The following is a 21,693-nucleotide window of genomic DNA, read 5'->3' on the forward strand; positions in this document are numbered from 1 at the left end:
CACGAGCATAGACGGTGGAAGGCACTGAAAGTAGCGCCTGATAGCAACTCTCGCCGTCTCGCTATTCCACACTCACCATTTTTCGGTAAACCAGTATCTGGCGAGTTTCACTTGGTTTCTGAGGCCTGTCTGACCTTTGACACATACGTCCTCCAGTTCCTCGGCTGATTTTGGAGGCGCCTTCTTAAGGCTGGGCTTCAGGCCGTCCTTAAAGGTCGGTCCAAATTCTGGGCTGGCCTCTGAAAGGAATCGGATCGCCTTCGCGTAATCGTCTTCAAGGTCTTGCGGGAGAGTGCCACATGCGGCTTTTGTATGCTGGTAGACCTGCCCCCACATGAATCCCGATTTATCAGGCGTGCTCAGCTCCGAGTAAGTGTCTGCGGCAACACAGGTGCAGGAGAAAACCAGCGAGATTGCAGCCATGCAAATGTGCTTCTGGTTAATCCGCAAGCGCTTTCCATTGTCGTCACTCATTTACCTTTCCTGGTCCCGAAAAAACGAACGGCAAGCTTATACAAACACCGAGAAATAAACAGGCCGTTGCGGCGGTTCCACGGCCAAGGTTGTTACTGATGCCCGCCGAAACGTATGATCAGGCCGAGCGCCTCATCTGGTCGCTAAGCCTCACCTTCTATAAAGGACATGAGCATGGAAAAGCACTTCGGTAATTCAGGCCTGTTCAAGGCTGCTTCGTCTCACTGCAACGAAACTCTGGGCAGCGGCATTGCCCGCTGGGAGTTGAAGAATATTGCGTTGAATACGAAGGAGTTTTTGATATGTCCAAAGAACTACTCGGAGTTTCTGCTCTAGGGTTGATGATCATCGGTGAGTTTTGTGCAATCTACAGTGAGGTGGTGACCGCCAAGTTGGCTCAAGCGGGCGACGGCTCATGGCACGCTTTCATCATGCCTGTTGTGTTGATGTGCTTTGCCGGGCTTTGTCTGCTGGGGGCTTATTGGCTGGGGTATCTTGCGGTCGGTGACATCTGGGTGGTGACGGTTGTGTCCGTTACCTCCTTATTGCTGCTGGAGCCTATCGTGATCTGGGCGCTGTTTCAGGAGTTCCCCGGTCGAGGCGCATTGATCGGGTTTTGCCTGGGCGCCTTAGGTATGTTGTCCACGATCTTGCTATAGCTGCACGCTCTGGCCCGGCAATCGACTGTCGGGCCAGATGATGGCTTATAGCTGGCAATACCTCTCACTGCCGCAACTGCAGCTGAATGTGAAGGCAGTCACACGCCGCTCAACAAAAAAGCTGAGCCACCGAAAGCAGGCAAATCACCTGAACAACCATTTGAGCTCGAATTGGATGTTTCATTGCCGTCTCCCTCATGTACAGCTGCTGGTGAGTATGCCGGGGCGATATAGAAAAACGCGCCAAGCCGTTCAAAGGTTGAAATGCCACCCTGGATCGCCAACAACACACGCAGCTGTTGCAAACAGTATAGAGCCTAAAAAAAATTCTTCACGTTTGAGCCCGTTCACCGGCCGGACGGTATCTGCTTACAACTATCTAGCCACGGCCATTGCACTTTTTTTGATTTCTTAGCTCTATCCTTGTCCCAGCCCCGCCGATTCCCGCGTGGGCAGATGAGCCAGATCGGGTGCCGATGGATCGCACGTTTCCTCGTTTCAATATTCGACGGCTACGCCAGCCCATGCTGCTGGCTGCCGTGCTGATGCTCTGCGCCAGCGCTTGCAGCCAGCAACAGGGTCGGGATATCGCCAAGCAGTTCAGCAATGGCAAACCTGATGAATTCTTCCAGACCAGTGTCGATCGCATGGCAACACTGGGCATGCGCGACAATTTGCAAAGCCTGTATTTGCTCATGAACAAGCTCTATCTGCGTAATCCCAGCCAGTGGCGTCAGTCGGGTTACCCGGATGCGGTGACCGCTGCGCGGGAGATTCGCCAGGCCATCGAGCAACGCCGATCCCTTCCAGCGCTGGGGGAGCGCCGTGACTTGGCGGCGCTGAGCTATTCCTTGAGCCCAGAATTCAAAGGCGACCGCGTCGGCGCTTTTATCTATGCCATCGGCAGCATGATCGTGACTGCTCACGGTGGGCGCACGGAGTTTTACATCACCGATGCGATCAACCCTGAATTCGTCAGCAATGCTGCGCGCAATATCGAGAAGGCCACCTGGCTGCTGAGCAAGCGCCAGGATGCGAATGGGGTGTTGCTGCTGTTTTCCAACGAGATATCGGAGGAGGGCAGCAACCTGAGTTTCGCGGTGGAGTTCGGCAAGATTGTCGCTCGCCTCGATCTGCTGACCCAGATGCTCGATGAGCGCTACCGGCGCATAGGTGTCAACTACGCGCAGAGCTTGTTGCTGATGAATTTTCTGCCGGTGCAGTAATCGTGCGGTAGCCGCCTGCCTGAAACCAATCGGCGAGGGCGTCTGCCCCCATTGGCTTGGAGATCAAGAAACCCTGGGCCTCCGAGCATCCCCATTGAGTGATCAATTCGAGGGTATCCGCGTTTTCCACGCCCTCTGCGACTACCTTGTAGCTGAGTCCCCTTGCCAATTCGATCAGGGTTTTGACCAGACGCGCATCTTTTTCATGGGTTTTTATGTTGCTGATCAATGACTGATCCAGCTTGACCGAATCAATGGGCAATTGGCGCAAGTACGTCCAATTGCTATAGCCCGTGCCGAAGTCATCAATAGCAACGCCTATGCCGTATCCGCGGGCTCGTTCAAGTTGCCGGCTGACCGTGTCTGCATCAGTCATCAACGCGCTTTCGGTAAACTCCAGCTCGAACGTGGCAGGGTCGAGTTGGAGCCTGTGGATGTCATCGATCATCTTGTCGATAAATCGCGGTGTTTCCAGGTCGCCCGCGGTGACGTTCATGGCGATGCGAATCACCAGCCCTTGCTGTTTCCAGGACAGTGCCTGATGGAGGACTGCGTCGAGTACCCAAAAACTGATCGAATGCATCAGCGCGGTTGTTTCCGCCAAGGGAATAAATTCCGAAGGGGAGATCGCGCCGAATAGCGGATGCTCCCAACGCAGCAATGCCTCGACACTGCTGCATTCACCCTGCGGCAGTTGGATCTTCGGCTGGAATACCAGGCTTAATTGATGACGGGCACGCATAGCGTCCGGCAACGAACTCAAGAGCATAAAAGCACGCTGCTGCGCCGCATCGATGTGCGGTTGATAAAGCGACCACCCCAGGTTTCTGTCCCTGGCGTCGTCCGCTGCGGCAACGACGAGCCTGATCCAATCCTGCGGCTCGCCACTGGTGACTGCCAGGACACCAATACCGGCATGCATGAGAATCGGGATCCCGTGGCACTCGACGGGTGTATGAAAATCTTCAAGAATCCTGGCGCACACATCCTCCAGAGGCACGCTGCCTTTTGACAAAAAGCCGAAGCGCGTCGGGCTGATTTTATATAACAGGCATTGGCTGGGCAGCAGCGCGTGCAAACGTGCTTTGATCGCCAGGATCAGGTCCTGGACGAAATTGTAGCCGAGCGCTTTGACCACGTTGTTCAAGAAGGCCGGGGAGACAATATCAACGGCAAAAACGTGAAAATGCTCGGACGTCGCCGCTGCCTGGCGGATGTCTTCCTCAAACCGCAGGCGGTTGAACAGCCCGGTAGGCTGGTCGATGTAAATGCGAGCACGCGCGCCAGTGATGTGCATCATCACCAGCTCAGCGAAATACACCAGCATGGAAAAATCACGCTCGCTCATTGGCTCGCGGGGCACGGTATCGATGATACACAGACTGCCCAGCGAGAAGCCGTCAGCCGTCATCAGTGGCGCACTGGCGTAATACCGAATGTAGGGCGTGCCGGTGACCATCGGATTGTTTATAAAGCGCTCGTCGTTGTGCGAGTCGAGAATCTCAAGCGGTACCCGGTCGAACAGCGAATAGGCGCAAAATGAAATTTCGCGCGCGGTTTGCTCTTCTTCAATGCCGATGCGTGCTTTGAACCACTGCTGATGCTCATCGATGATTGAAATCAGCGCGATGGGCGCACCGAAATAGTTCGAGGTCATCGCGACCAGTTTTTCGAAGGCGTCGTCGTGTTCGGCATCGCGAGCGCACAAGGCTGCGACGCGCTGCAAGCGTTGTACTTCATAGTCTGAAGTCGGAGTTGCTTCGTCCATGTTGACCCCTGCGTATACGTAGACTTGCCTGAAACCTATCAGCTACGGTGTCCTACCGGATTACCTATTTATCTATCAAGACAATAGCAAATCATTGTGCAGGGTTGCAGCCTTGTGCCGGCGGTGGAAGCGGGCGCTTGCCTCGTCGACACCGCTCGGAGCAATAGCGCACCTCGTCCCAGCATTATCTTGCGGCTTACGACGCGCTTGAAAGCGGCGCCTTGACGACGCCATCCCGTCAATCGTCCAGGCTGAACGTCAACCATGCGGCGTGTTCAGCCTGACGGTTGATTTCCACGATCACACCCTTCACAACGCTGCCATCAGGCAGCCTGACTTCCACGTGGTTAGCGTGTCCTGGCCACTGTACGGGCTGATCGACTTCCAGGCGTGCGATGGTCGGCGTGCCGCTTTCCGAAAGGCGCACGGTCACATTTTCGTTCAAGCACTCGTCTGGCTCCACGCCCAAGTGGCGAGAAGCCAACAACACACTGGCAGTGCCCTGATAAGTTTGAGACATGAGATTGCTTCCTTTAATTAGCGGGCGGATTCAGGCGGTAGACCTCCTGCCTGACCCAGAGGTTTCCACGGAGTGATTGCCGGTTATGCAAGGCCTTAGAGAAAACCGGATGGCCGGCCCTATCTGCCAGTAGGGAGTTTCCGTTTTGCATGTAGGAGGCGGCCTATCTTGCACCCCGTGGCTTGAAACACCTGTCTGCCGGCAATAGCCTCGGATTTTTCTGAAAGTGAAGCCTTCACGATGGGTAAGCGAAAAACGGTTTGGCCGACTGAACGCGAAATACGCCTGCGCTTTATCCTCTTCGCGGTAATCGACGCGGCAAGCGCTCAGGGTGTTTCCTCCGAGTTGTTGCTGCCAGCGCACAAATTGCTGCGTGAATCGCCCACTGAGGCGCAGGTATTGAGAACGTTGGGCGAAATTCTCGACACTGATGAAATGGTTGGGTTCAGGTTTGCTCCAGGATCAGAAGCAGAGGAACTGATGCGGACGTTAGGCGAACCTGGCGGCTGAGTTCTTTGCGTCCGAAATGACAGTATCTGCGAACCAGCTACAGTTGATGCTGTTTTGTGAAGGGGCTGGTGCGTTAATAGGGAGTGACCTGGCGGGCGTCTCAGTCTTCCCACCACGTGCCCCCGAATTCCAAGGACTTGCCCGATGCTGTTGCGCCACCCTCCGTTCCTGTTTGCCGCCCTGACGTTAAGCTCACTGGTGCACGCCGAAGACCTGCAATTGGCCCCGGTCGAAGTCACCGGCAGCGAAGCCAGCGCCGGTGAAATGGCGCAGGCGCAGCTCAGAAACGTCCCCGGCGGCACTAACTACATCGACATGAACAGCGTGCAGCAGGGGCGGGTGAGCACCAACGAAGACGTGTTCAAGTACCAGGCCGGGGTGTACGCCAAGGCAGCGAACAATGAAGGGGTGAAACTCTCGATTCGCGGTTCTGGCCTGAACCGCAGCCCCGGTTCCCATGCCTCCGGCTTGTATGAAATGTTCGACGGACTGCCACTGACCGGGCCTGGTGGCACCCCCTATGAGCTGAAAGACCCCTTGTGGCAAAGCCGCGTCGAAGTGCTGCGCGGCGCCAATGGTTTTGACCAGGGCGCCCTGGCCCTCGGTGGCGCGGTCAACTACGTGACCCGCACGGGCTACGATGCGCCTAAGTTGCAGGTGCGATACGAGGCGGGCAGCAAGGGCTACGCGCAGCGTGAGATCAGTTCCGGCCAGGTGTTGGGGGATGCCGACTACTACATCAGCCTCACCGACTCCGCGTCTGACGGCTACCAGCGCCAGAGCGCCGCCACCGGCAAGGGCGTGGCCGCTAACTTCGGCTACCGCTTCAACCCGGACCTGGAAACCCGCTTTTATTTCCGCTACCGCGAAACCAACAACGACACCCCCGGCAAGCTCACGCGCGCGCAAATCAGCCATGACCCGCGGGCGGCCAACAGCCTCAACGCCGCCCGCGACTCCAAGCGCCTGCAACCGGGCTCCACCTGGATCGCCAACAAGACCACCTTGCAGTTGGACGACAATTCCCGGGTCGAAGTCGGGCTGGCCTACCACGACTACCCGATGGACCTGCGCGAAGGCACCAACCGCCTTAAAGTCGCCTACACCGATGTCAGCGGCACCCTCAACTACATCCGCCAGGACACGCTGTTCGGCCACGACAGCAAAACCACGCTGGGCCTGCGCACTACCCAAGCGATGCCTAACAACGGCGCTGCGGAATATGTGCGCACGCCCGCCGGCAATACCGCTGGCTACGCCCCGGGCACCAAGACCCGCGACTACAGCTATCTGGGTTCCGACACCGTGCTGCATATCGGCAACGACCTGGAGCTGGTCCCTGACCTGTGGCTGACGACCGGCCTGGCCGCGATCTACACCCGGCGCGAAACCCAGGTCACCTATCCCGAAGGCCAGGCGCCGCTCAGCCAGCACGACTGGGACTACGCGCCGCGCATCGGCCTGCGTTATGACTTCAATCCGCAACTGCAGGTGTACGGCAACCTGAGCCGCTCGGTCGAGCCGCCGCACGCGTGGTCGATGATCTGGGGCTCCAACAAATACTTCACGAGTGGGCCGGCCAAAGGTTTGGCGCGCGAAGGGGTGAGCCTGGAAAACCAGACCGCCACCACCCTGGAAATCGGCGGGCGTGGCGAAGCGTGGCTCGGCCAATGGGACCTGGCGCTGTACCGCTCTGAAGTGCGCCACGAACTGCTCACCGTGGAAACCCAGGCGCAAACGTCCACCAGCAATGCCATTATCGCCGAAGCCAATGCCAGCCCCACTGTGCACCAAGGCCTGGAAGTGAGCCTGCTCAGCCCCTTGTGGGACGGCGGCTGCAACGGCCAGCTCTCCCTGCGCCAGGCCTATACCTTCAGCGACTTCCACTACCGCGACGACGACCGTTTCGGCGACAACACCTTGCCCGGTATCCCCAAGCACTACTACCAGGCGCAAGTGCGCTACAGCCACCCGACGGGTTTCTTTACCAGCCTCAATAGCGAATATTCCTCGCGCGTGGCGGTCGACTACGCCAACTCCTATTACGCTGCGTCCTACACCATCCTCGGCGCCACCTTTGGCTACGACGCGCCAAAGCAAGACTGGCAAGCCTGGGTCGACCTGCGCAACCTCACCAACCGCCGTTACGCCAATACGGTCACGCCGGGCTATGACGACAAGGGCCAGGATGTAGCGCGTTCGACGCCAGCGGATGGCCGCGGCATCTACACCGGCGTCTCCTGGAGCTGGCGCTGACAGGCAAGCCAGCTCCCACATTTGATCGGGGCTACTTTCAGAGAGGGACAGGCCCTTGCTCCTACACCGATTTACTGGCATTGTTTGCGCAATTGGTAACACTTCCCATTTGAGATCTTTTTGCGCATGCATGACATTCCCGCCGCGCTGGGCGACTCCGTCCGGCAGCAGACTCTCACGGCGATGTACAGCGAGCACCACGGCTGGTTGCACGGCTGGCTGCGCAAGAAACTCGGTTGCTCCCAGCATGCCGCCGACCTGGCGCATGACGCGTTCATCCGCGTACTGATGCTGGCCGAACCGCAAACTATCAAGGAACCCCGCGCCTTCCTGGCCACCACGGCAGGGCGGTTGTTGATCGACGGCGCTCGTCGTCGCCGTATCGAAAAAGCCTACATGGAGGCGTTGGTGATCCAGTGCGAAGACGCCGGCATGCCCGACCCAGCCGCGATTCATGTGGCGCTGCAAGCCCTGGAACGCATCGCCGAGATGCTCACTGGCCTGCCTGCCAAAGTCCGCGAAGCCTTCCTGTTGAGTCGCCTGGATGGGCTGACCTACAGCGAAATCGCCACGCGCCTGGACGTCTCTTCCAGCACCGTCAAAAACTACATCTCCAGCGCCCTGGTGCATTGCTACCACAGCCTGCACCCGACAGACCCGCTGGTATGAGCACCGAGCAGATCATCCAGCAAGCGGCGCAGTGGCTGACCCGCCTGCACGACGAGGACGTCAGCGACGCCGACCGTCACGCGTTTAATGCCTGGTGCCAGGCCGACCCGCGTCACGCCGTGGCCATTGAACGCATGCGCGCCTTGTGGGGCAGCCTCGACACCTTGCCCGCCAAGCCCGCCCGTGTTGCCCTGAACCGCGCGTTTACCCCGCAACGTCCGCGTGGTGCGCAGGTGGCGGGCTTGCTCGGCGTGGTCTTGTGCAGCTGGCTGGGCTTGCAACACGTGCCGGTCTGGATGGCCGACCAGCGCACCGCCGTCGGCGAGCGCCGGCAGATTGCCCTCGAAGACGGCAGCCAGTTGCAGCTCAACAGCAACTCGGCAGTCGACGTGAAATTCGACGGGCATCAACGCGTGATCGAGCTGTTGCAAGGTGAACTCTGGGTCGAAGTGGCCAAGGATGCGCAACGGCCTTTTGTGGTGCGCACCGACCAAGGCACGGCCACCGCATTGGGTACACGTTATCTGGTCAAGCGGGCGGCAGACGGCACCACGGTCGTCACGGTGATCGAGTCCAGCGTAGCGGTCAAAGGTGAAGCCAGCGAGGGGGTCAAGGTCACGGCCGGCCAGCGTTCGGTCCTTGACCACGGCCGCGCCCAGCCGCCGCAAGCCATCGCCGATGCCGACCCGGACGCTTGGACCCGCGGCCTGCTCAAAGTCAACGACCAACCCCTGAGCGAGGTGCTGCAAACCCTCGCCAGCTATCGCCACGGGATGCTGCGCTTCGACCCTCAGGCCCTGCAGAACCTGCGGGTATCGGGGGTCTTCAAGCTGGATGACACGGCGGCGGCGCTGTCGTCACTGGCGGATAACCTGCCGATCCAAGTGGAGTACTTCACCGACCTGCTGGTGGTGGTCAAGCCGCGCTAGCCTTCGTTCTGGCGCAGGCGCTTGTACAAGGTATTGCGGCTCACGCCCAGCTCGCGCGCCAGGTGGGAAATATTCCCGCCGGCAGCCTTCAAGCGCTGGTTCAGGTCGATGCTGTCGTCCAGCTCGTCACTGGCGGACCGCGGCGCCGCCATGTCTAAATCCACAAAAAAATCATCCGGCAGGTGTTCCGGGCGGATCGGCTGCTCCTCGGCCATGGCTAGCGCCACCTGCAACACGCTGCTGACCTGGCGCAAGTTCCCCGGCCAAGGGTGCTGATCGAACAGCGCCAGCACTTCGGCGCTGAGGCCCGCCCATTGGGTCGGCTCGCGGTGTTGCTGCCACAGTTGCTGGAACAGCGCCTGCTTGTCCGTACGCTCGCGCAACGGCGGCAGCTCCAGCGTCAGGCCGCCGATACGGTAGTACAAATCCTCACGAAACCGCCCGGCCTGCACCAGCTCGCGTAACGTGCGGTTGGTGGCCGAAATGATGCGTAAATCCACCGGGAACAACTCGCTGCTGCCCACCGGCTGCACGCAACGCTCCTGCAATACCCGCAGCAGGCGGGCCTGTGTCGGCAGCGGCATATCACCGATTTCATCCAGGAACAGCGTGCCCTTGTCGGCCTTGCGGATCAGGCCGATGCTGCCTTTTTGATTGGCGCCGGTGAACGCGCCTTTTTCGTAGCCGAACAGTTCCGACTCCACCAGCTCTGCCGGAATCGCGGCACAGTTCACCGCAATAAACGCTTTCTGGCTGCGTGAGCTCGCCTGGTGCAGGGCTTTGACGAACACTTCCTTGCCCACGCCGGTTTCACCGTGGATCAGCAGGGGGATGTCCTTCTCCAGTAAGCGCTCGGCCTGACGCACGGCTTTCTCCACGCGCACATCGCCAAAATGCAGGGTCTTGAGGCCAATCGACGTGGGTTTGGCCGGCACCGGCTCCGTGAATACGCGGGCCTGCACCGGCATCTGCTGAGGCCGCTTCAACACGCACTGGAACCGGTTGCGTCCCGCCGCTTGCAGCGAGAAGGGCAACCCCTCCGGCTGGTTCAACAACTCCAGCAACGACACCTTGAACAAACTGTCGATCATCACCCGCGACAAACTGATGCCCAACAGGTTGTCGGCGCGACGGTTGGCCGACAGCACTTGGCCGCTCTCATCAAAAATCAGCAGACCGGCCCACTGGCTATCCAGATTGCTCAAGCCAGTGTTAAAGGTCAGTTGGAAATGTTCACCGCGAAACAGGTTGAGGATGAGCCGGTTCTCCACGGTCTGGCTCATCATCTTGACCATGCCCAGGGTGTGGGAGGGCGGCAGGTAGCTGTCGCTGGACACATCCAGCACCGCGATGATCTCGCGCTGGGCATCAAAGATCGGCGCCGCTGAGCCCGTCATGAAGCGGTTGGCCTTGAGAAAGTGCTCATCGTGTTCGATATGCACCGCCTGGGCACAGGCCAGCGCGGTGCCGATAGCGTTGGTGCCGCTGGAACGCTCTATCCAACTGGCGCCGGGGTTGAAGCCCCGAGCCAGCTTGGGCTCGATAAAACGCTGGGTGCCCCAGCTGGTCAGCACCTGGCCCTGGTTGTCAGCCAACATGATCAGGCAATTGGAGTTGCTGAGGATGTTCTCGTAGTAGGGCAGCACTTCCTGATGGGTGGTTTGCACCAGCGAGTGCTGGCTTTCGAGCAATTGGCTGATGCCCTCGGCGGGCAGTTGGTCGAAGCTGGGCGTGCTCTGGTGGTCCAGGCCGAAGGCGCGGCAACGGCGCCAGGATTCCTGGATAAGGGTGTCGTGAGCCAAGGGTTCGGCCATGGGGGCGACCTTCGTTTTTATTGTTATTGGGCTTGCACAATCTACAGGTTGGAACGGTATCCACATCAAATGTGGGAGCGGGCTTGCCCGCGATTGCGGTATATCAGCTTGCTCATCAAGTGGCTGACCCACCGCCATCGCGGGCAAGCCCGCTCCCGCACTAGTCCTACAATATTCGATAAATCGAGTTCAAACAGTGTTGTTCAGTACTGTTCATTGTCAACCCCTGACTGTTCAGTTGTTCAGCCTGCGTTGTTCATTTCTGTTCACACCTGAACATCCCATTTAAGCCATTTCCTTGCACATCAAGCACTTGCCGTTTTGGCACGAAACTAGCTGTCACATCTGGCCAGATTCATTCCAATAATAAAAAGGTCGTGTCATGTCATTGACCCTGGAAAATGTCTCCCGTGTTGTCGAAGGTCAAACCTGGATCGACGACGCCAACCTGCGTTTCGAAGCCGGTTCCTTTAACGTCCTGCTCGGTCGCACCCTGTCCGGCAAGACCAGCCTGATGCGCCTGATGGCCGGCTTGGACAAGCCCAGTAGTGGCCGCATCCTGATGAACGGTGTGGATGTCACGCAAAAGCCGGTGCGCCTGCGCAACGTGTCGATGGTGTATCAGCAGTTCATCAACTACCCGACCATGACCGTGTTCGAGAACATCGCCTCACCGTTGCGCCAGGCCGGTGTGTCCGACGAGGTGATCCAGGGCAAGGTGCTGGAAACCGCGAAGATGCTGCGCATCGAGAAATTCCTCCAGCGCCACCCGCTTGAACTCTCCGGTGGCCAGCAGCAACGCACGGCCATGGCCCGCGCGTTGGTCAAGGACGCCGAATTGATCCTGTTCGATGAGCCCTTGGTGAACCTGGACTACAAACTGCGCGAAGAGCTGCGTCAGGAAATGCGCGAACTGTTCGCAGCACGTCACACCATCGCCATCTACGCCACCACCGAGCCCAATGAAGCGTTGGCCCTCGGTGGCACCACCACCATTCTTCACGAAGGCCGGGTGGTCCAGAGCGGTAAAGCCGCCGAGGTGTATCACCAGCCGCAGACCGTGCTGGCCGCTGAGCTGTTTTCCGAACCGCCGATCAACCTGATGCCAGGGCGTATCAGCGGCAACGAAGTGAGCTTCGCCAATTTCGTGCACTTCCCGCTGAACGTCGACCTGCGCCCCATCGGTGAAGGCGAGTTCCGTTTTGGCGTACGCCCCAGCCATATCAGCCTGGTACCGAGCAACGACGACGATCTGGAGCTGGCGGTGACCGTGGAAGTCGCGGAGATCAGCGGCTCGGAAACCTTCCTGCACGTACGCAGCGAGCATTTCCTGTTGGTGCTGCACCTGTCGGGGGTGCACGAATACGACGTCGACGCGCCGATTCGTGTGTACATCCCCACCCATAAACTGTTTGTGTTCGATGGCCAGGGCCGTTTGGTCCAGGCCCCCGGACGCCGTGTCGCGAGGGTTGCCTGATGGCCGAGATCCACTTGCAGAACCTGGCGCATAGCTACAGCCCTACGCCGAGTGGTCCTGAGGACTACGCGATTAGGGAAATGAACCACGTGTGGGAGCAGGGGGGAGCCTACGCCTTGCTCGGGCCGTCGGGCTGCGGCAAGTCGACGTTGCTCAATATCATCTCCGGCCTGCTCAGCCCGTCTGAAGGCCAGGTGCTGTTCGACAGCAAGGTGGTCAACGACCTCACCCCGGAAAAACGCAACATCGCCCAGGTGTTCCAGTTCCCGGTGGTGTACGACACCATGACGGTGTTCGATAACCTGGCATTTCCCCTGCGCAACCAGGGCATGGCCGAAGCGAAAATTCACAGCAAGGTGCAGGAAATTGCTGAAGTCCTTGACCTGCAAAGCCTGCTGAGCAAAAAAGCCCGCAACCTCACCGCCGACGAAAAGCAGAAAGTCTCCATGGGCCGTGGCCTGGTGCGCGACGACGTGTCGGCGATCCTGTTTGACGAACCGCTGACGGTGATCGACCCGCACCTCAAGTGGAAACTGCGGCGCAAGCTCAAGCAGATCCACGAGCAATTCAACATCACCATGGTCTACGTGACCCACGACCAGTTGGAGGCCTCGACCTTCGCCGACAAAATCGCGGTGATGTACGGCGGCCAGATCGTGCAGTTCGGCACGCCCCGTGACTTGTTCGAACGGCCGAGCCACACCTTTGTCGGCTATTTCATCGGCAGCCCTGGGATGAATCTGATCGAGGTGCAGGCCGAAGCGGGCGGGGTACGGTTTGCTGGCACGCACCTGCCATTGTCCGAGGCCTTGCAGCAACGTATTGCCAGCACCGATTACAAGAAATTGCAGGTGGGGATCCGTCCGGAATTTATCCACGTGTGGGACGAGCACAACCCTGACGCCCTGCAGGCCGATGTAACACACCTTGAAGACCTTGGCACCTACAAGATCGTCACCCTCAACCTCGACGGCGCCACGCTCAAGGTGCGCCTGGCCGAAGACAAACCGGTGCCCGAAGGCAAGGCCTCCATCAGTTTCCCGGCGCAATGGCTGATGGTGTATGCCGACGATTACCTGCTGGAGGTGCTGCCATGAACAAGGTGCAGAACAACAAGGCCTGGTGGCTGGTGTTGCCGGTGTTCCTGCTGGTAGCGTTCAGTGCGGTGATCCCGATGATGACCGTGGTCAACTATTCGGTGCAGGACATCTTTGACCAATCCAGCCGCTACTTCGTCGGCGCCGACTGGTACAAGCAAGTGCTGCTCGACCCGCGTCTGCATGACTCGCTGCTGCGCCAGTTCATCTACTCGGCCTGCGTGCTGCTGATCGAAATCCCGCTGGGCATCGCCATCGCCCTGACCATGCCGACCAAGGGCCGCTGGTCGTCACTGGTGTTGATCATCCTCGCCATTCCGCTGCTGATTCCATGGAACGTGGTGGGCACCATCTGGCAGATTTTCGGGCGCGCCGACATCGGCCTGTTGGGTTACAGCCTCAACGCCCTGGGGATCAGCTACAACTACGCGGCCAACACGGCGGATGCCTGGGTCACCGTGCTGGTGATGGACGTGTGGCACTGGACTTCACTGGTAGCGCTGCTCTGTTATTCGGGACTGCGTGCCATTCCGGATGTGTACTACCAGGCTGCGCGGATTGATCGGGCATCCGCCTGGGCAGTTTTCCGACATATCCAGTTGCCGAAGATGAAGAGCGTGCTGCTGATCGCGGTGATGCTGCGGTTTATGGACAGCTTCATGATCTACACCGAACCCTTCGTCCTCACGGGCGGCGGACCGGGTAACGCCACCACCTTCCTCAGTCAGACACTGACCCAGATGGCTGTAGGCCAATTCGACTTGGGCCCGGCGGCGGCATTCTCGCTGGTGTATTTCCTGATCATCCTGTTGGTGTCCTGGCTGTTCTACACCGCCATGACCCACTCCGACGCCAACCGCTGAGGCCGCCAACATGAGCAAGCGCAAGCTGATTCCATTGCTGATCTACATCCTGTTCCTTCTGGTGCCGATCTACTGGCTGCTGAACATGTCCTTCAAGAGCAACACCGAAATCCTCGGTGGGCTGACGTTGTTTCCGCAGGACTTCACCCTGGCCAATTACAAGGTGATCTTCACCGACCCGAGTTGGTACACCGGCTACCTCAACTCGCTGTACTACGTGAGCCTGAACACGGTGATCTCCTTGAGCGTGGCGCTGCCGGCGGCCTATGCGTTTTCGCGCTACCGTTTTCTTGGCGACAAGCACCTGTTTTTCTGGCTACTGACCAACCGTATGGCACCGCCGGCGGTGTTTTTGCTGCCGTTCTTCCAGCTGTATTCGTCGATCGGTCTGTTTGACACGCACATTGCCGTCGCCTTGGCGCACTGCTTGTTCAACGTGCCGTTGGCGGTGTGGATCCTCGAAGGCTTTATGTCCGGCGTGCCCAAGGAAATCGACGAAACCGCCTACATCGATGGCTACTCGTTTCCTAAGTTTTTCGTGAAGATTTTTATCCCATTGATTGGCTCGGGCATTGGGGTGACCGCGTTTTTCTGCTTCATGTTTTCCTGGGTCGAACTGCTGCTGGCGCGCACCCTGACCTCGGTCAACGCCAAGCCTATTGCGGCGGTGATGACGCGCACGGTCTCGGCGTCGGGTATCGATTGGGGCGTACTGGCGGCGGCGGGGGTGTTGACTATCCTTCCCGGCATGCTGGTGATCTGGTTTGTTCGCAACCACGTGGCCAAGGGCTTTGCCCTGGGCCGGGTCTGAGGAGTCGATGATGGAATGGATGGCCTGGACCACCCCCACGGCGCTGTTCTTTGGCGGCATAGCCCTGATCCTGGCGGGCATGACCACTTGGGAACTGCGCTCGCCGAGTATCCCTCGGCGGGGTTTTCTGCCGATCAGCACCACCCGTGGTGATCGCTTGTTTATCGGTCTTCTCGGTAGCGCCTACCTGCATTTGCTGGTCATCGGCGTTACCGACTGGAGCATCTGGGTGGCGTCCGCGCTCTCCCTGGTATGGCTGTTGAGTGTGATGCGTTGGGGCTGAAGCCCTTGTGAATAAACCACCTGGAGGTCTCTATGTTGAATAAAAACAATAAGCTGCGACATAGCATTTCATTGGCCGCCGTACTGGCCCTCAGCGGTTTGAGCGCCTCGGCCTGGGCCGATGCGTATGAAGATGCCGCAAAAAAATGGATCGGCAGCGAGTTCAAGCCGTCGACGCTCACCGAAGCCCAACAGCTCGAAGAGTTGAAGTGGTTCATCAAAGCCGCCGAACCCTTCCGTGGGATGAAGATCAACGTGGTGTCGGAGACCCTCACCACCCACGAGTACGAGTCCAAGGTGCTGGCCAAGGCCTTCACCGAGATCACCGGGATCAAGCTGACCCACGACCTGCTGCAGGAAGGCGACGTGGTGGAGAAGCTGCAAACCCAGATGCAGTCCGACAAAAACATCTATGACGGCTGGGTCAACGACTCCGACCTGATCGGTACACACTTTCGCTATGGCAAGACCGAATCGATCACCGACCTGATGGCCAATGAAGGCAAGAACTTCACCTCGCCGACCCTGGATATCAAGGACTTCATCGGCATCTCCTTCACCACCGCGCCGGACGGCAAGATCTACCAATTGCCCGACCAACAGTTTGCCAACCTCTACTGGTTCCGCGCCGACTGGTTCGAGCGCCCCGAGCTGAAAGCCAAGTTCAAGGAAAAATACGGCTACGACCTCGGTGTGCCGGTGAACTGGTCGGCCTATGAAGACATCGCCAAATTCTTCAGCGAAGACGTCAAGGAAATCGACGGCAAGCGCATTTATGGGCATATGGACTACGGCAAGAAGGACCCGTCCCTGGGCTGGCGCTTCACCGATGCCTGGTTCTCCATGGCCGGTGGCGGCGACAAGGGCCTGCCCAACGGCTTGCCGGTGGACGAGTGGGGCATTCGCGTGGAGGACTGCCACCCGGTGGGCTCCAGCGTCACCCGTGGCGGCGACACCAACGGCCCGGCCGCGGTATTTGCCACACAGAAATACGTGGACTGGATGAAAGCCTACGCGCCACCGGAAGCGGCGGGCATGACCTTCTCGGAATCCGGCCCGGTGCCGTCCCAAGGCAACATCGCCCAGCAGATATTCTGGTACACCGCGTTTACCGCCGACATGGTCAAACCGGGCTTGCCGGTGGTGAATGCCGACGGCACGCCGAAATGGCGCATGGCGCCGTCACCTGTCGGACCGTACTGGGAAAAGGGCATGAAGAAGGGCTATCAGGACGTAGGTTCCTGGACCTTCCTCAAGTCGACGCCGGAGAAACAGAAACTCGCGGCCTGGCTTTACGCGCAGTTCGTGACCTCGAAGACCGTCTCGCTGAAGAAAACCATCGTTGGCCTGACGCCGATTCGTGAGTCCGACATCAACTCCCAGGCCATGACCGACATGGCGCCGAAACTGGGTGGTTTGGTGGAGTTCTACCGCAGCCCGGCCCGTACCGAATGGTCGCCAACCGGCACCAACGTGCCGGACTACCCGCGCCTGGCGCAACTGTGGTGGAGCAACATCGCCGCGGCCGCCAGCGGCGAGAAAACCCCGCAGCAGGCCCTCGACAACCTGGCCAAGGAGCAGGATGCGATCATGACGCGCCTGGAGCGCTCCAAGGTGCAACCGGTGTGCGGCCCGAAAATGAACCCCGAGCGTGACGCGCAGTACTGGTTCGACCAGCCGGGCGCGCCAAAACCGAAACTGGCGAATGAGAAGCCGAAAGGCGAGACCGTGAGCTACAGCGACCTGCTCAAGTCGTGGGAGGCGGCGCGTAAGTAATAACGCCAGTGCAGAAGGGTAAAACGACACGCTTGCGTGTCGTTTTACTGTCCGCAGTTTGCCCGCATCAGGCTTTGTTGAATTGCACGCATCAGCACGGGATCAAACGCATCATGCCCGGCGCGCAATAGTCTGCATTTCAGCAGTGCTCGTTGGCGCAACCAACGCAGGCTCGACAGGCCGATAGGGTCATTGATGCCCTGTATCACGTGGCACGCACAGCTCAGTGTCAGCCCCTGATCCTCCTCGCAAAAAAAATAACCGGCGCGATGGTAGTGCACCTCCAGACGGATTGCGCGCAAGGCGACTTCATCAATGAAGTGCTCCAAGGCTGCCTTGCCCATCCGCTGGCGATTCAGGCGCAGCGCTGCGCCGACCCATGCCATCGCTGCCTTGTGTTGCAAGCGTTCGCAAGATTGTTCGAGGTCCTTGCACACTTGTTCAAACGATGTAACCGCCTCGGCCTTCAAGTAGCACGCTAGTGCTCGATGGTAGGTGGCAAGGTGATTGGGAGTGGGTACGAACAGTGATGCCAGCACCAATCGGCATACTCGCGATGGGGCCTGCCAAGCATATTTGAGCGCCAGCCAACTACCCCAGGAAATACCCAGCAATGTGATCTGGGTAAAGCCAAAATGCTTACGCAACGCTTCAATGTCTTCGATGATCCGGGCCGTTTCGTTGTTCTGCCACTCGCCATGGGGACTCGAGCGTCCGCCACCGCGCTGGTCGAACAGGACGACTTCGAAGTGTTCCAGGTTAAAAAACGCCAGGTGATCGTGGCTGGAACTACCGCCCGGCCCGCCGTGCAAGAAGAACACCGGTTCACCACCTTCCTGGCCGTGCCGCTCCCAATACACCTGATGGCCGCCGGATACCGGCAAGTGCCCACTGCGATACAGAGGCTTCATGCCGAGGGGCGACTGAGCAAGTAAAACTGAAACAGCTCAAGCTGTCCTGGCCGGGCTGCCACACAGGATTCCAAGGTGATGCCCAGCGCTTGTGCGATCCAGGGGACTGCCGGCAGTACCGGCGTATGACCAAAAACCAAGGCCAGGCCACTCGGCTTGAGGCTGCCGAGTAATGTGCGCAACAAGGTTTCGGCGTCGCGCCGCGTGACCACCTCGGCGTTGAGAAAGCGTAGGATCAAGGCATCGCAGGCAGGGTTTTCCCGTGCAGCGTCAGCTTGCCTGAAGCGCACGGTTGAACCGACGTGGCGTTGCGATGCGTAGCGAATCATCGAGGCCGAAAGGTCCGAGCCCAGGCACCGGCAACGGGGCAGCGCCTGGGCCAGATGGGCGATCAACTCGCCGGTGGAGCACGCCGGGTCATGGATCAGCGCCCCAGGCTTGAGGCGCTCGCGTAGCACAGCGACACACTGTTCACGAAAGTGCGCTTCGTCGATGTTCAACTGCGTGGCGCGCTCATCGTCACACTCCCAAAAGCTCGGCGGGCAGACGAATTCCTCAGCGTGCATCTCCAGCGGCGGATACGGAAAGCACACGTCGCTATGGATTTGCTGCTGTGCTTCGATAAATGCCAGGTGCTTGGCCGCAGGCGTAGCGGCCTGATAGAAAAGTGCAACGCCTTCATTGCTCCAGTGATGGCTGGTGAGGGGGCCCAGCAGCATGGAGGGACGCAAGAGGCTGCTCAGGCGGCGTTGCCCCTGATCGTCGGGCATCGGCCTGTTGCGGCCTGCCCAGTGGCGGCTCCCGGTATTGAGTACAAACAGCTGACTGAGCCCGAATCCCAATGGCTCAAAATGACGTTGCACGGTGCTGGGGTTCATAGCGTGGCAACTTGCGATTCACCGCATAGACGCCTGCCGCGCTGTTGCGGCACCACGATATTGCCGGTGGAGACCAGGAAAAAACGCTCCAGCCCCGGGATCACCACCTGGACGAGCGTGGTGCCAAGCTGGCTTTGAAACAGGCGGCACACCCCGGGTGTCAGGTTGTGGCTGGCCATATCGCCCACCAGGAGAGTGATTTGTTCGCCTAGACCGGTTGGCGCCGGCCGCTCGTGGAGTTGCACCCATTCGACGGGTTGCGCCATCAGGCGCTCAGGGGCGAATTGCAGGCAGCGTTGCAGGCGCGGGAATCGTGCCAGGTGTCGCTGGGCATTGAGCAAATGACGGCTCAAAGGCGGTTCGACCGCCAGCGCCTGCAACTGTGCTAGTTCGGTCAGTGCACGCCAGGCCGCGTGCGCGGGCGTCAGGGAGGTGCCTGAGCCGTAGACGGTTGGCATCGCGCAAGGCGTGTTGATAAAGGCCAGGCAGGTGGTCGCGCAGAATTCGCGGCTGATATCCAGCAAGACCACCTCTGCATCGAAGGGCTGACTCAGTGTTTGCAACACGGCTCGGGCCTCGGGTCCAAGGCTGTCCGGATAGACGCGGCGTAGACGACTGAGCGGGCGCTGGTAGTAGAAATGCTCCAGCAGAAACAGTGAAAGGGCATCCCGTTCGATAGTCTCGTTCAAGGCATGCAGAAGCGCTTCGTCAGCCGTGGCTCCGATGGCAGTTCCGCTGTTGCTCGAATAACGGCGCAGGACGCGCAGGTCTGTCGGATCGTTATGCAGTGGCTGCTCGCAGTAGCGTGGGCAGGTCAACGCTAGCGGGTAGGAAAATGACTGGTCATCCACCAAGCTGCGATAGGTGCGGCAAACGACAGCGTCTTCTTGTTGTGCGACCAGCAATGCCAACGCGCTGTCATCGACAAACTGTGGGTGATCAACAAAGTAGCCGGACGCCTGGCAGTGAAGGGGCGACGCATGCAGATCGTCGCTCAAATAGTGTTCCAGTGCCTCATATAACGCGCCTACACGTGCCGTTGCCGGAGGACCCTTGCCCGCGCCGCGTGCGACCTCTATCGCATGTGCGTCGTACAAACAGGCTTGGACGCACAGCTCGCCTTCACCCACGATGCGCAAGTGTGCGCGCAAATTCAACGCACTCAACTGGGCGAGAATCTGATGGTGGGCGAGTACGAGTGTCTGGCAGCGTTCGGGGGCGATGGCTTGGGGAATGCTCATGAAGGTAACTCCTGGGAAGGAGGAGAGGCATTGCCTCTCCTCGACTCACTTACTCGGCTTCCAGCTCCGCTCTTTCCGTATCAGTGAGTTGCAGGGTCTCGATGAAATCATCCGCGTGCTCCTGCTCCAGCTGTTCCATCTCGGCGATTTTATTTGCGTTTGCACTAGCCATGTAGCCCATGTTTGAAGCCTCATTTTTGTTTGAAGGTAGGGTGACGTGCTCTCGATGAGCACGGCTAGAACCTATTAAAAATGGCCGGCGTGGGCAAATGTGAGCAGCTGTTGCAAAAGCGTTGGCGGAGGGCTATGGAAATGAATTCTTTCACTTCAATATTTCACCGCTGTGGAGAGGTTGCTTTGCTTTGGAACCGGGGGCTGCGTCTGTGGTGAGATCCATCGCTAAGGGGAGTAGCGGTAGGCATTGCCCTGGGCAGGGGCGGGTAAGTCTTCCAGAGGTGTTGAATTTTCGCGGTGGTGAAGCGGTGATGGCCGTCCCGATATTGATCTTGGTTTGATGTACTACTGACGCTGTCGGGCTTGCTTGCAAAAAGATTGATAGGAGCGCTCGCTAGCCTGCGATGGCATCACCACGGTGCGCCTAACGCCCAGATCAGTCCTGCATTGAATGACGGCTTTTGTTCTCGCCTAAAATTCGCGCTGTATCCCTCGCCGGCGGCAGCCCAAACACCCGCGCATAGTCCCGGCTGAACTGGGTCGCGCTTTCATACCCCACTTCAAACGCCGCACTTGTCACGCTGCTCGCGCTGGCCACCATCAACGTGCGCGCCTGCAACAATCGCACACGCTTCTGATACTGCAACGGGCTCAGATTAGTCACCGCCTTGAAGTGCCGGTGAAACGCCGAAACACTCATCGCCGCCTTCTGCGCCAATGCTTCCACTCGAATCGGCTCTGCAAAATCCCGGCGAATCCACTGGATCGCCTGGCTGACCCGCGCTATGGCGGTATCCGGCGCAGCAATCTCGCGCAACATCCAGCCGTGGGGGCCTTGCAACACGTGGTAGAGGATTTCCCGCTCATACACCGGTGCCAGGGCGGCGATCGCCACGGGGTCACCCATCAGGCGCAGCATGCGCACCCAGGCATCCATCAAGGCCGGCGTCACCGCCGCCACTGAAAAACCGGCTTCCTGTTCGCGACGACCACTGGGCGCCGGCAAGTCATTGAGCAGTGTGGTCAGCACGCTCGGGTCCAGGGTCAGGCTCACCGCCAGGTAAGGTTCGCCGGTGCTCGCCGGGTTCACCACCCCCACGGCAGGCAGCTCGATGGACATCACAAAATACGTCGCCGGGTCGTAGCGCAAGGTGCGGTCGCCCACGGTCATGCACTTACTGCCCTGCAGGATCAGGTTGATCATCGGGTCATACACCGCCGCGAGCATATGCTCGGGAATCGCCCCCTGGACCATCGCCACGCGGGGGATACCAGTCTCGGTGCGGCGGTTTTCAGCCTTGGCGGCCAGGGCACGCAGTTCGATCAATTGAGTATTCATGGCCGCCATGCTGTTCCTT

22 protein-coding genes and 1 pseudogene are annotated in these 21,693 nt (G+C 59.2%); 13 read left to right on the forward strand and 10 right to left on the reverse strand.

What is annotated here, in order from left to right; translation table 11 throughout:
* Positions 1-72: 72 nt before the first annotated feature.
* Positions 73-474, reverse strand: coding sequence for a hypothetical protein (locus BFP95_RS27995; RefSeq protein ID WP_065872108.1), 402 nt, complete (start codon positions 472-474; stop codon positions 73-75).
* 174 nt (positions 475-648) lie between these two features.
* Between BFP95_RS27995 and BFP95_RS29875 the strand changes: the two genes are divergently transcribed.
* The 3 genes from BFP95_RS29875 (at position 649) to BFP95_RS28005 (ending at position 2,359) form a co-directional block, all read left to right on the forward strand.
* Positions 649-810, forward strand: coding sequence for a hypothetical protein (locus BFP95_RS29875; protein ID WP_175405998.1), 162 nt, complete (start codon positions 649-651; stop codon positions 808-810).
* Between the two features lie 5 nt (positions 811-815).
* Positions 816-1,133, forward strand: a complete 318-nt coding sequence (locus tag BFP95_RS28000) for a hypothetical protein (protein ID WP_065882052.1) — start codon at positions 816-818, stop codon at positions 1,131-1,133.
* Positions 1,134-1,609: 476 nt separating this feature from the next.
* Entirely contained in the window at positions 1,610-2,359 is a 750-nt protein-coding gene (locus BFP95_RS28005) for a hypothetical protein (protein WP_065911008.1), read from the forward strand.
* Here the strand turns inward: BFP95_RS28005 and BFP95_RS28010 are convergent.
* From BFP95_RS28010 to BFP95_RS28015, 3 genes and pseudogenes are all read right to left on the reverse strand, one after another.
* A complete protein-coding gene (locus tag BFP95_RS28010) occupies positions 2,310-4,127 on the reverse strand; it encodes a sensor domain-containing phosphodiesterase (RefSeq protein WP_065911009.1) in 1,818 nt (605 codons plus the stop codon). The genes BFP95_RS28005 and BFP95_RS28010 overlap by 50 nt on opposite strands.
* A gap of 91 nt (positions 4,128-4,218) precedes the next feature.
* Positions 4,219-4,311: pseudogene (locus tag BFP95_RS30510) on the reverse strand (DUF2256 domain-containing protein); the annotation flags it as partial.
* Positions 4,312-4,365: 54 nt separating this feature from the next.
* On the reverse strand, positions 4,366-4,647 hold the full coding sequence (locus BFP95_RS28015) for a hypothetical protein (RefSeq protein ID WP_065872111.1): 282 nt from the start codon (positions 4,645-4,647) through the stop codon (positions 4,366-4,368).
* A 240-nt stretch (positions 4,648-4,887) separates the two neighbouring features.
* Here BFP95_RS28015 and BFP95_RS28020 point away from each other — a divergent pair, with 240 nt between their 5' ends.
* The 4 genes from BFP95_RS28020 (at position 4,888) to BFP95_RS28035 (ending at position 9,011) form a co-directional block, all read left to right on the forward strand.
* The gene (locus tag BFP95_RS28020) at positions 4,888-5,157 is read left to right on the forward strand and encodes a hypothetical protein (RefSeq protein ID WP_065872112.1); all 270 of its coding nucleotides are present in this window, start codon (positions 4,888-4,890) and stop codon (positions 5,155-5,157) included.
* 144 nt (positions 5,158-5,301) lie between these two features.
* Entirely contained in the window at positions 5,302-7,413 is a 2,112-nt protein-coding gene (locus BFP95_RS28025) for a TonB-dependent receptor family protein (protein ID WP_065872113.1), read from the forward strand.
* Positions 7,414-7,539: 126 nt separating this feature from the next.
* On the forward strand, positions 7,540-8,082 hold the full coding sequence (locus BFP95_RS28030) for a sigma-70 family RNA polymerase sigma factor (protein WP_065872114.1): 543 nt from the start codon (positions 7,540-7,542) through the stop codon (positions 8,080-8,082).
* Positions 8,079-9,011: a FecR family protein gene (locus BFP95_RS28035; RefSeq protein ID WP_065872115.1), complete on the forward strand. Its 933-nt coding sequence runs from the start codon at positions 8,079-8,081 to the stop codon at positions 9,009-9,011. The genes BFP95_RS28030 and BFP95_RS28035 overlap by 4 nt, the downstream gene beginning before the upstream one ends.
* Here BFP95_RS28035 and BFP95_RS28040 read toward each other — a convergent pair.
* Entirely contained in the window at positions 9,008-10,825 is a 1,818-nt protein-coding gene (locus BFP95_RS28040) for a sigma-54-dependent Fis family transcriptional regulator (protein WP_065911010.1), read from the reverse strand. The genes BFP95_RS28035 and BFP95_RS28040 overlap by 4 nt on opposite strands.
* A gap of 382 nt (positions 10,826-11,207) precedes the next feature.
* On the opposite strand from BFP95_RS28040, the gene BFP95_RS28045 reads away from it, so the two are divergent.
* Genes BFP95_RS28045 through BFP95_RS28070 form a run of 6 tightly spaced genes read left to right on the forward strand, consistent with a single transcriptional unit; the run spans position 11,208 to position 17,131 of the window.
* On the forward strand, positions 11,208-12,302 hold the full coding sequence (locus BFP95_RS28045) for an ABC transporter ATP-binding protein (RefSeq protein ID WP_065881935.1): 1,095 nt from the start codon (positions 11,208-11,210) through the stop codon (positions 12,300-12,302).
* Positions 12,302-13,399, forward strand: coding sequence for an ABC transporter ATP-binding protein (locus BFP95_RS28050; protein ID WP_065881937.1), 1,098 nt, complete (start codon positions 12,302-12,304; stop codon positions 13,397-13,399). The genes BFP95_RS28045 and BFP95_RS28050 overlap by 1 nt, the downstream gene beginning before the upstream one ends.
* Positions 13,396-14,262, forward strand: coding sequence for a carbohydrate ABC transporter permease (locus tag BFP95_RS28055; RefSeq protein ID WP_017735078.1), 867 nt, complete (start codon positions 13,396-13,398; stop codon positions 14,260-14,262). The genes BFP95_RS28050 and BFP95_RS28055 overlap by 4 nt, the downstream gene beginning before the upstream one ends.
* Before the next feature lie 10 nt (positions 14,263-14,272).
* Positions 14,273-15,073, forward strand: coding sequence for a carbohydrate ABC transporter permease (locus BFP95_RS28060; protein WP_003232361.1), 801 nt, complete (start codon positions 14,273-14,275; stop codon positions 15,071-15,073).
* Positions 15,074-15,083: 10 nt separating this feature from the next.
* The gene (locus tag BFP95_RS28065; RefSeq protein WP_003232363.1) at positions 15,084-15,356 is read left to right on the forward strand and encodes a DUF2160 domain-containing protein; all 273 of its coding nucleotides are present in this window, start codon (positions 15,084-15,086) and stop codon (positions 15,354-15,356) included.
* Positions 15,357-15,388: 32 nt separating this feature from the next.
* Complete coding sequence (locus BFP95_RS28070; RefSeq protein WP_065872119.1) at positions 15,389-17,131, forward strand: ABC transporter substrate-binding protein; 1,743 nt, start codon at positions 15,389-15,391, stop codon at positions 17,129-17,131.
* A gap of 44 nt (positions 17,132-17,175) precedes the next feature.
* Here BFP95_RS28070 and BFP95_RS28075 read toward each other — a convergent pair whose 3' ends face one another.
* The 5 genes from BFP95_RS28075 to BFP95_RS28090 all read right to left on the reverse strand — a co-directional run bounded on the left by BFP95_RS28075 (position 17,176) and on the right by BFP95_RS28090 (position 21,674).
* Entirely contained in the window at positions 17,176-18,015 is an 840-nt protein-coding gene (locus tag BFP95_RS28075) for an alpha/beta fold hydrolase (RefSeq protein ID WP_175403062.1), read from the reverse strand.
* Between the two features lie 23 nt (positions 18,016-18,038).
* Positions 18,039-18,812 (reverse strand): class I SAM-dependent methyltransferase, encoded by a 774-nt coding sequence (locus BFP95_RS28080; RefSeq protein ID WP_175403061.1) that lies wholly within the window; start codon positions 18,810-18,812, stop codon positions 18,039-18,041.
* A 104-nt stretch (positions 18,813-18,916) separates the two neighbouring features.
* Positions 18,917-20,161 (reverse strand): YcaO-like family protein, encoded by a 1,245-nt coding sequence (locus tag BFP95_RS29295; protein WP_083207192.1) that lies wholly within the window; start codon positions 20,159-20,161, stop codon positions 18,917-18,919.
* Between the two features lie 49 nt (positions 20,162-20,210).
* Positions 20,211-20,342: a hypothetical protein gene (locus tag BFP95_RS30180; protein WP_256532845.1), complete on the reverse strand. Its 132-nt coding sequence runs from the start codon at positions 20,340-20,342 to the stop codon at positions 20,211-20,213.
* Between the two features lie 429 nt (positions 20,343-20,771).
* Entirely contained in the window at positions 20,772-21,674 is a 903-nt protein-coding gene (locus BFP95_RS28090; protein ID WP_175406001.1) for an AraC family transcriptional regulator, read from the reverse strand.
* Positions 21,675-21,693: the final 19 nt, after the last annotated feature.

It is taken from the genome of Pseudomonas sp. 58 R 12 (assembly GCF_900005865.1).
Lineage (GTDB): Bacteria > Pseudomonadota > Gammaproteobacteria > Pseudomonadales > Pseudomonadaceae > Aquipseudomonas > Aquipseudomonas tritici.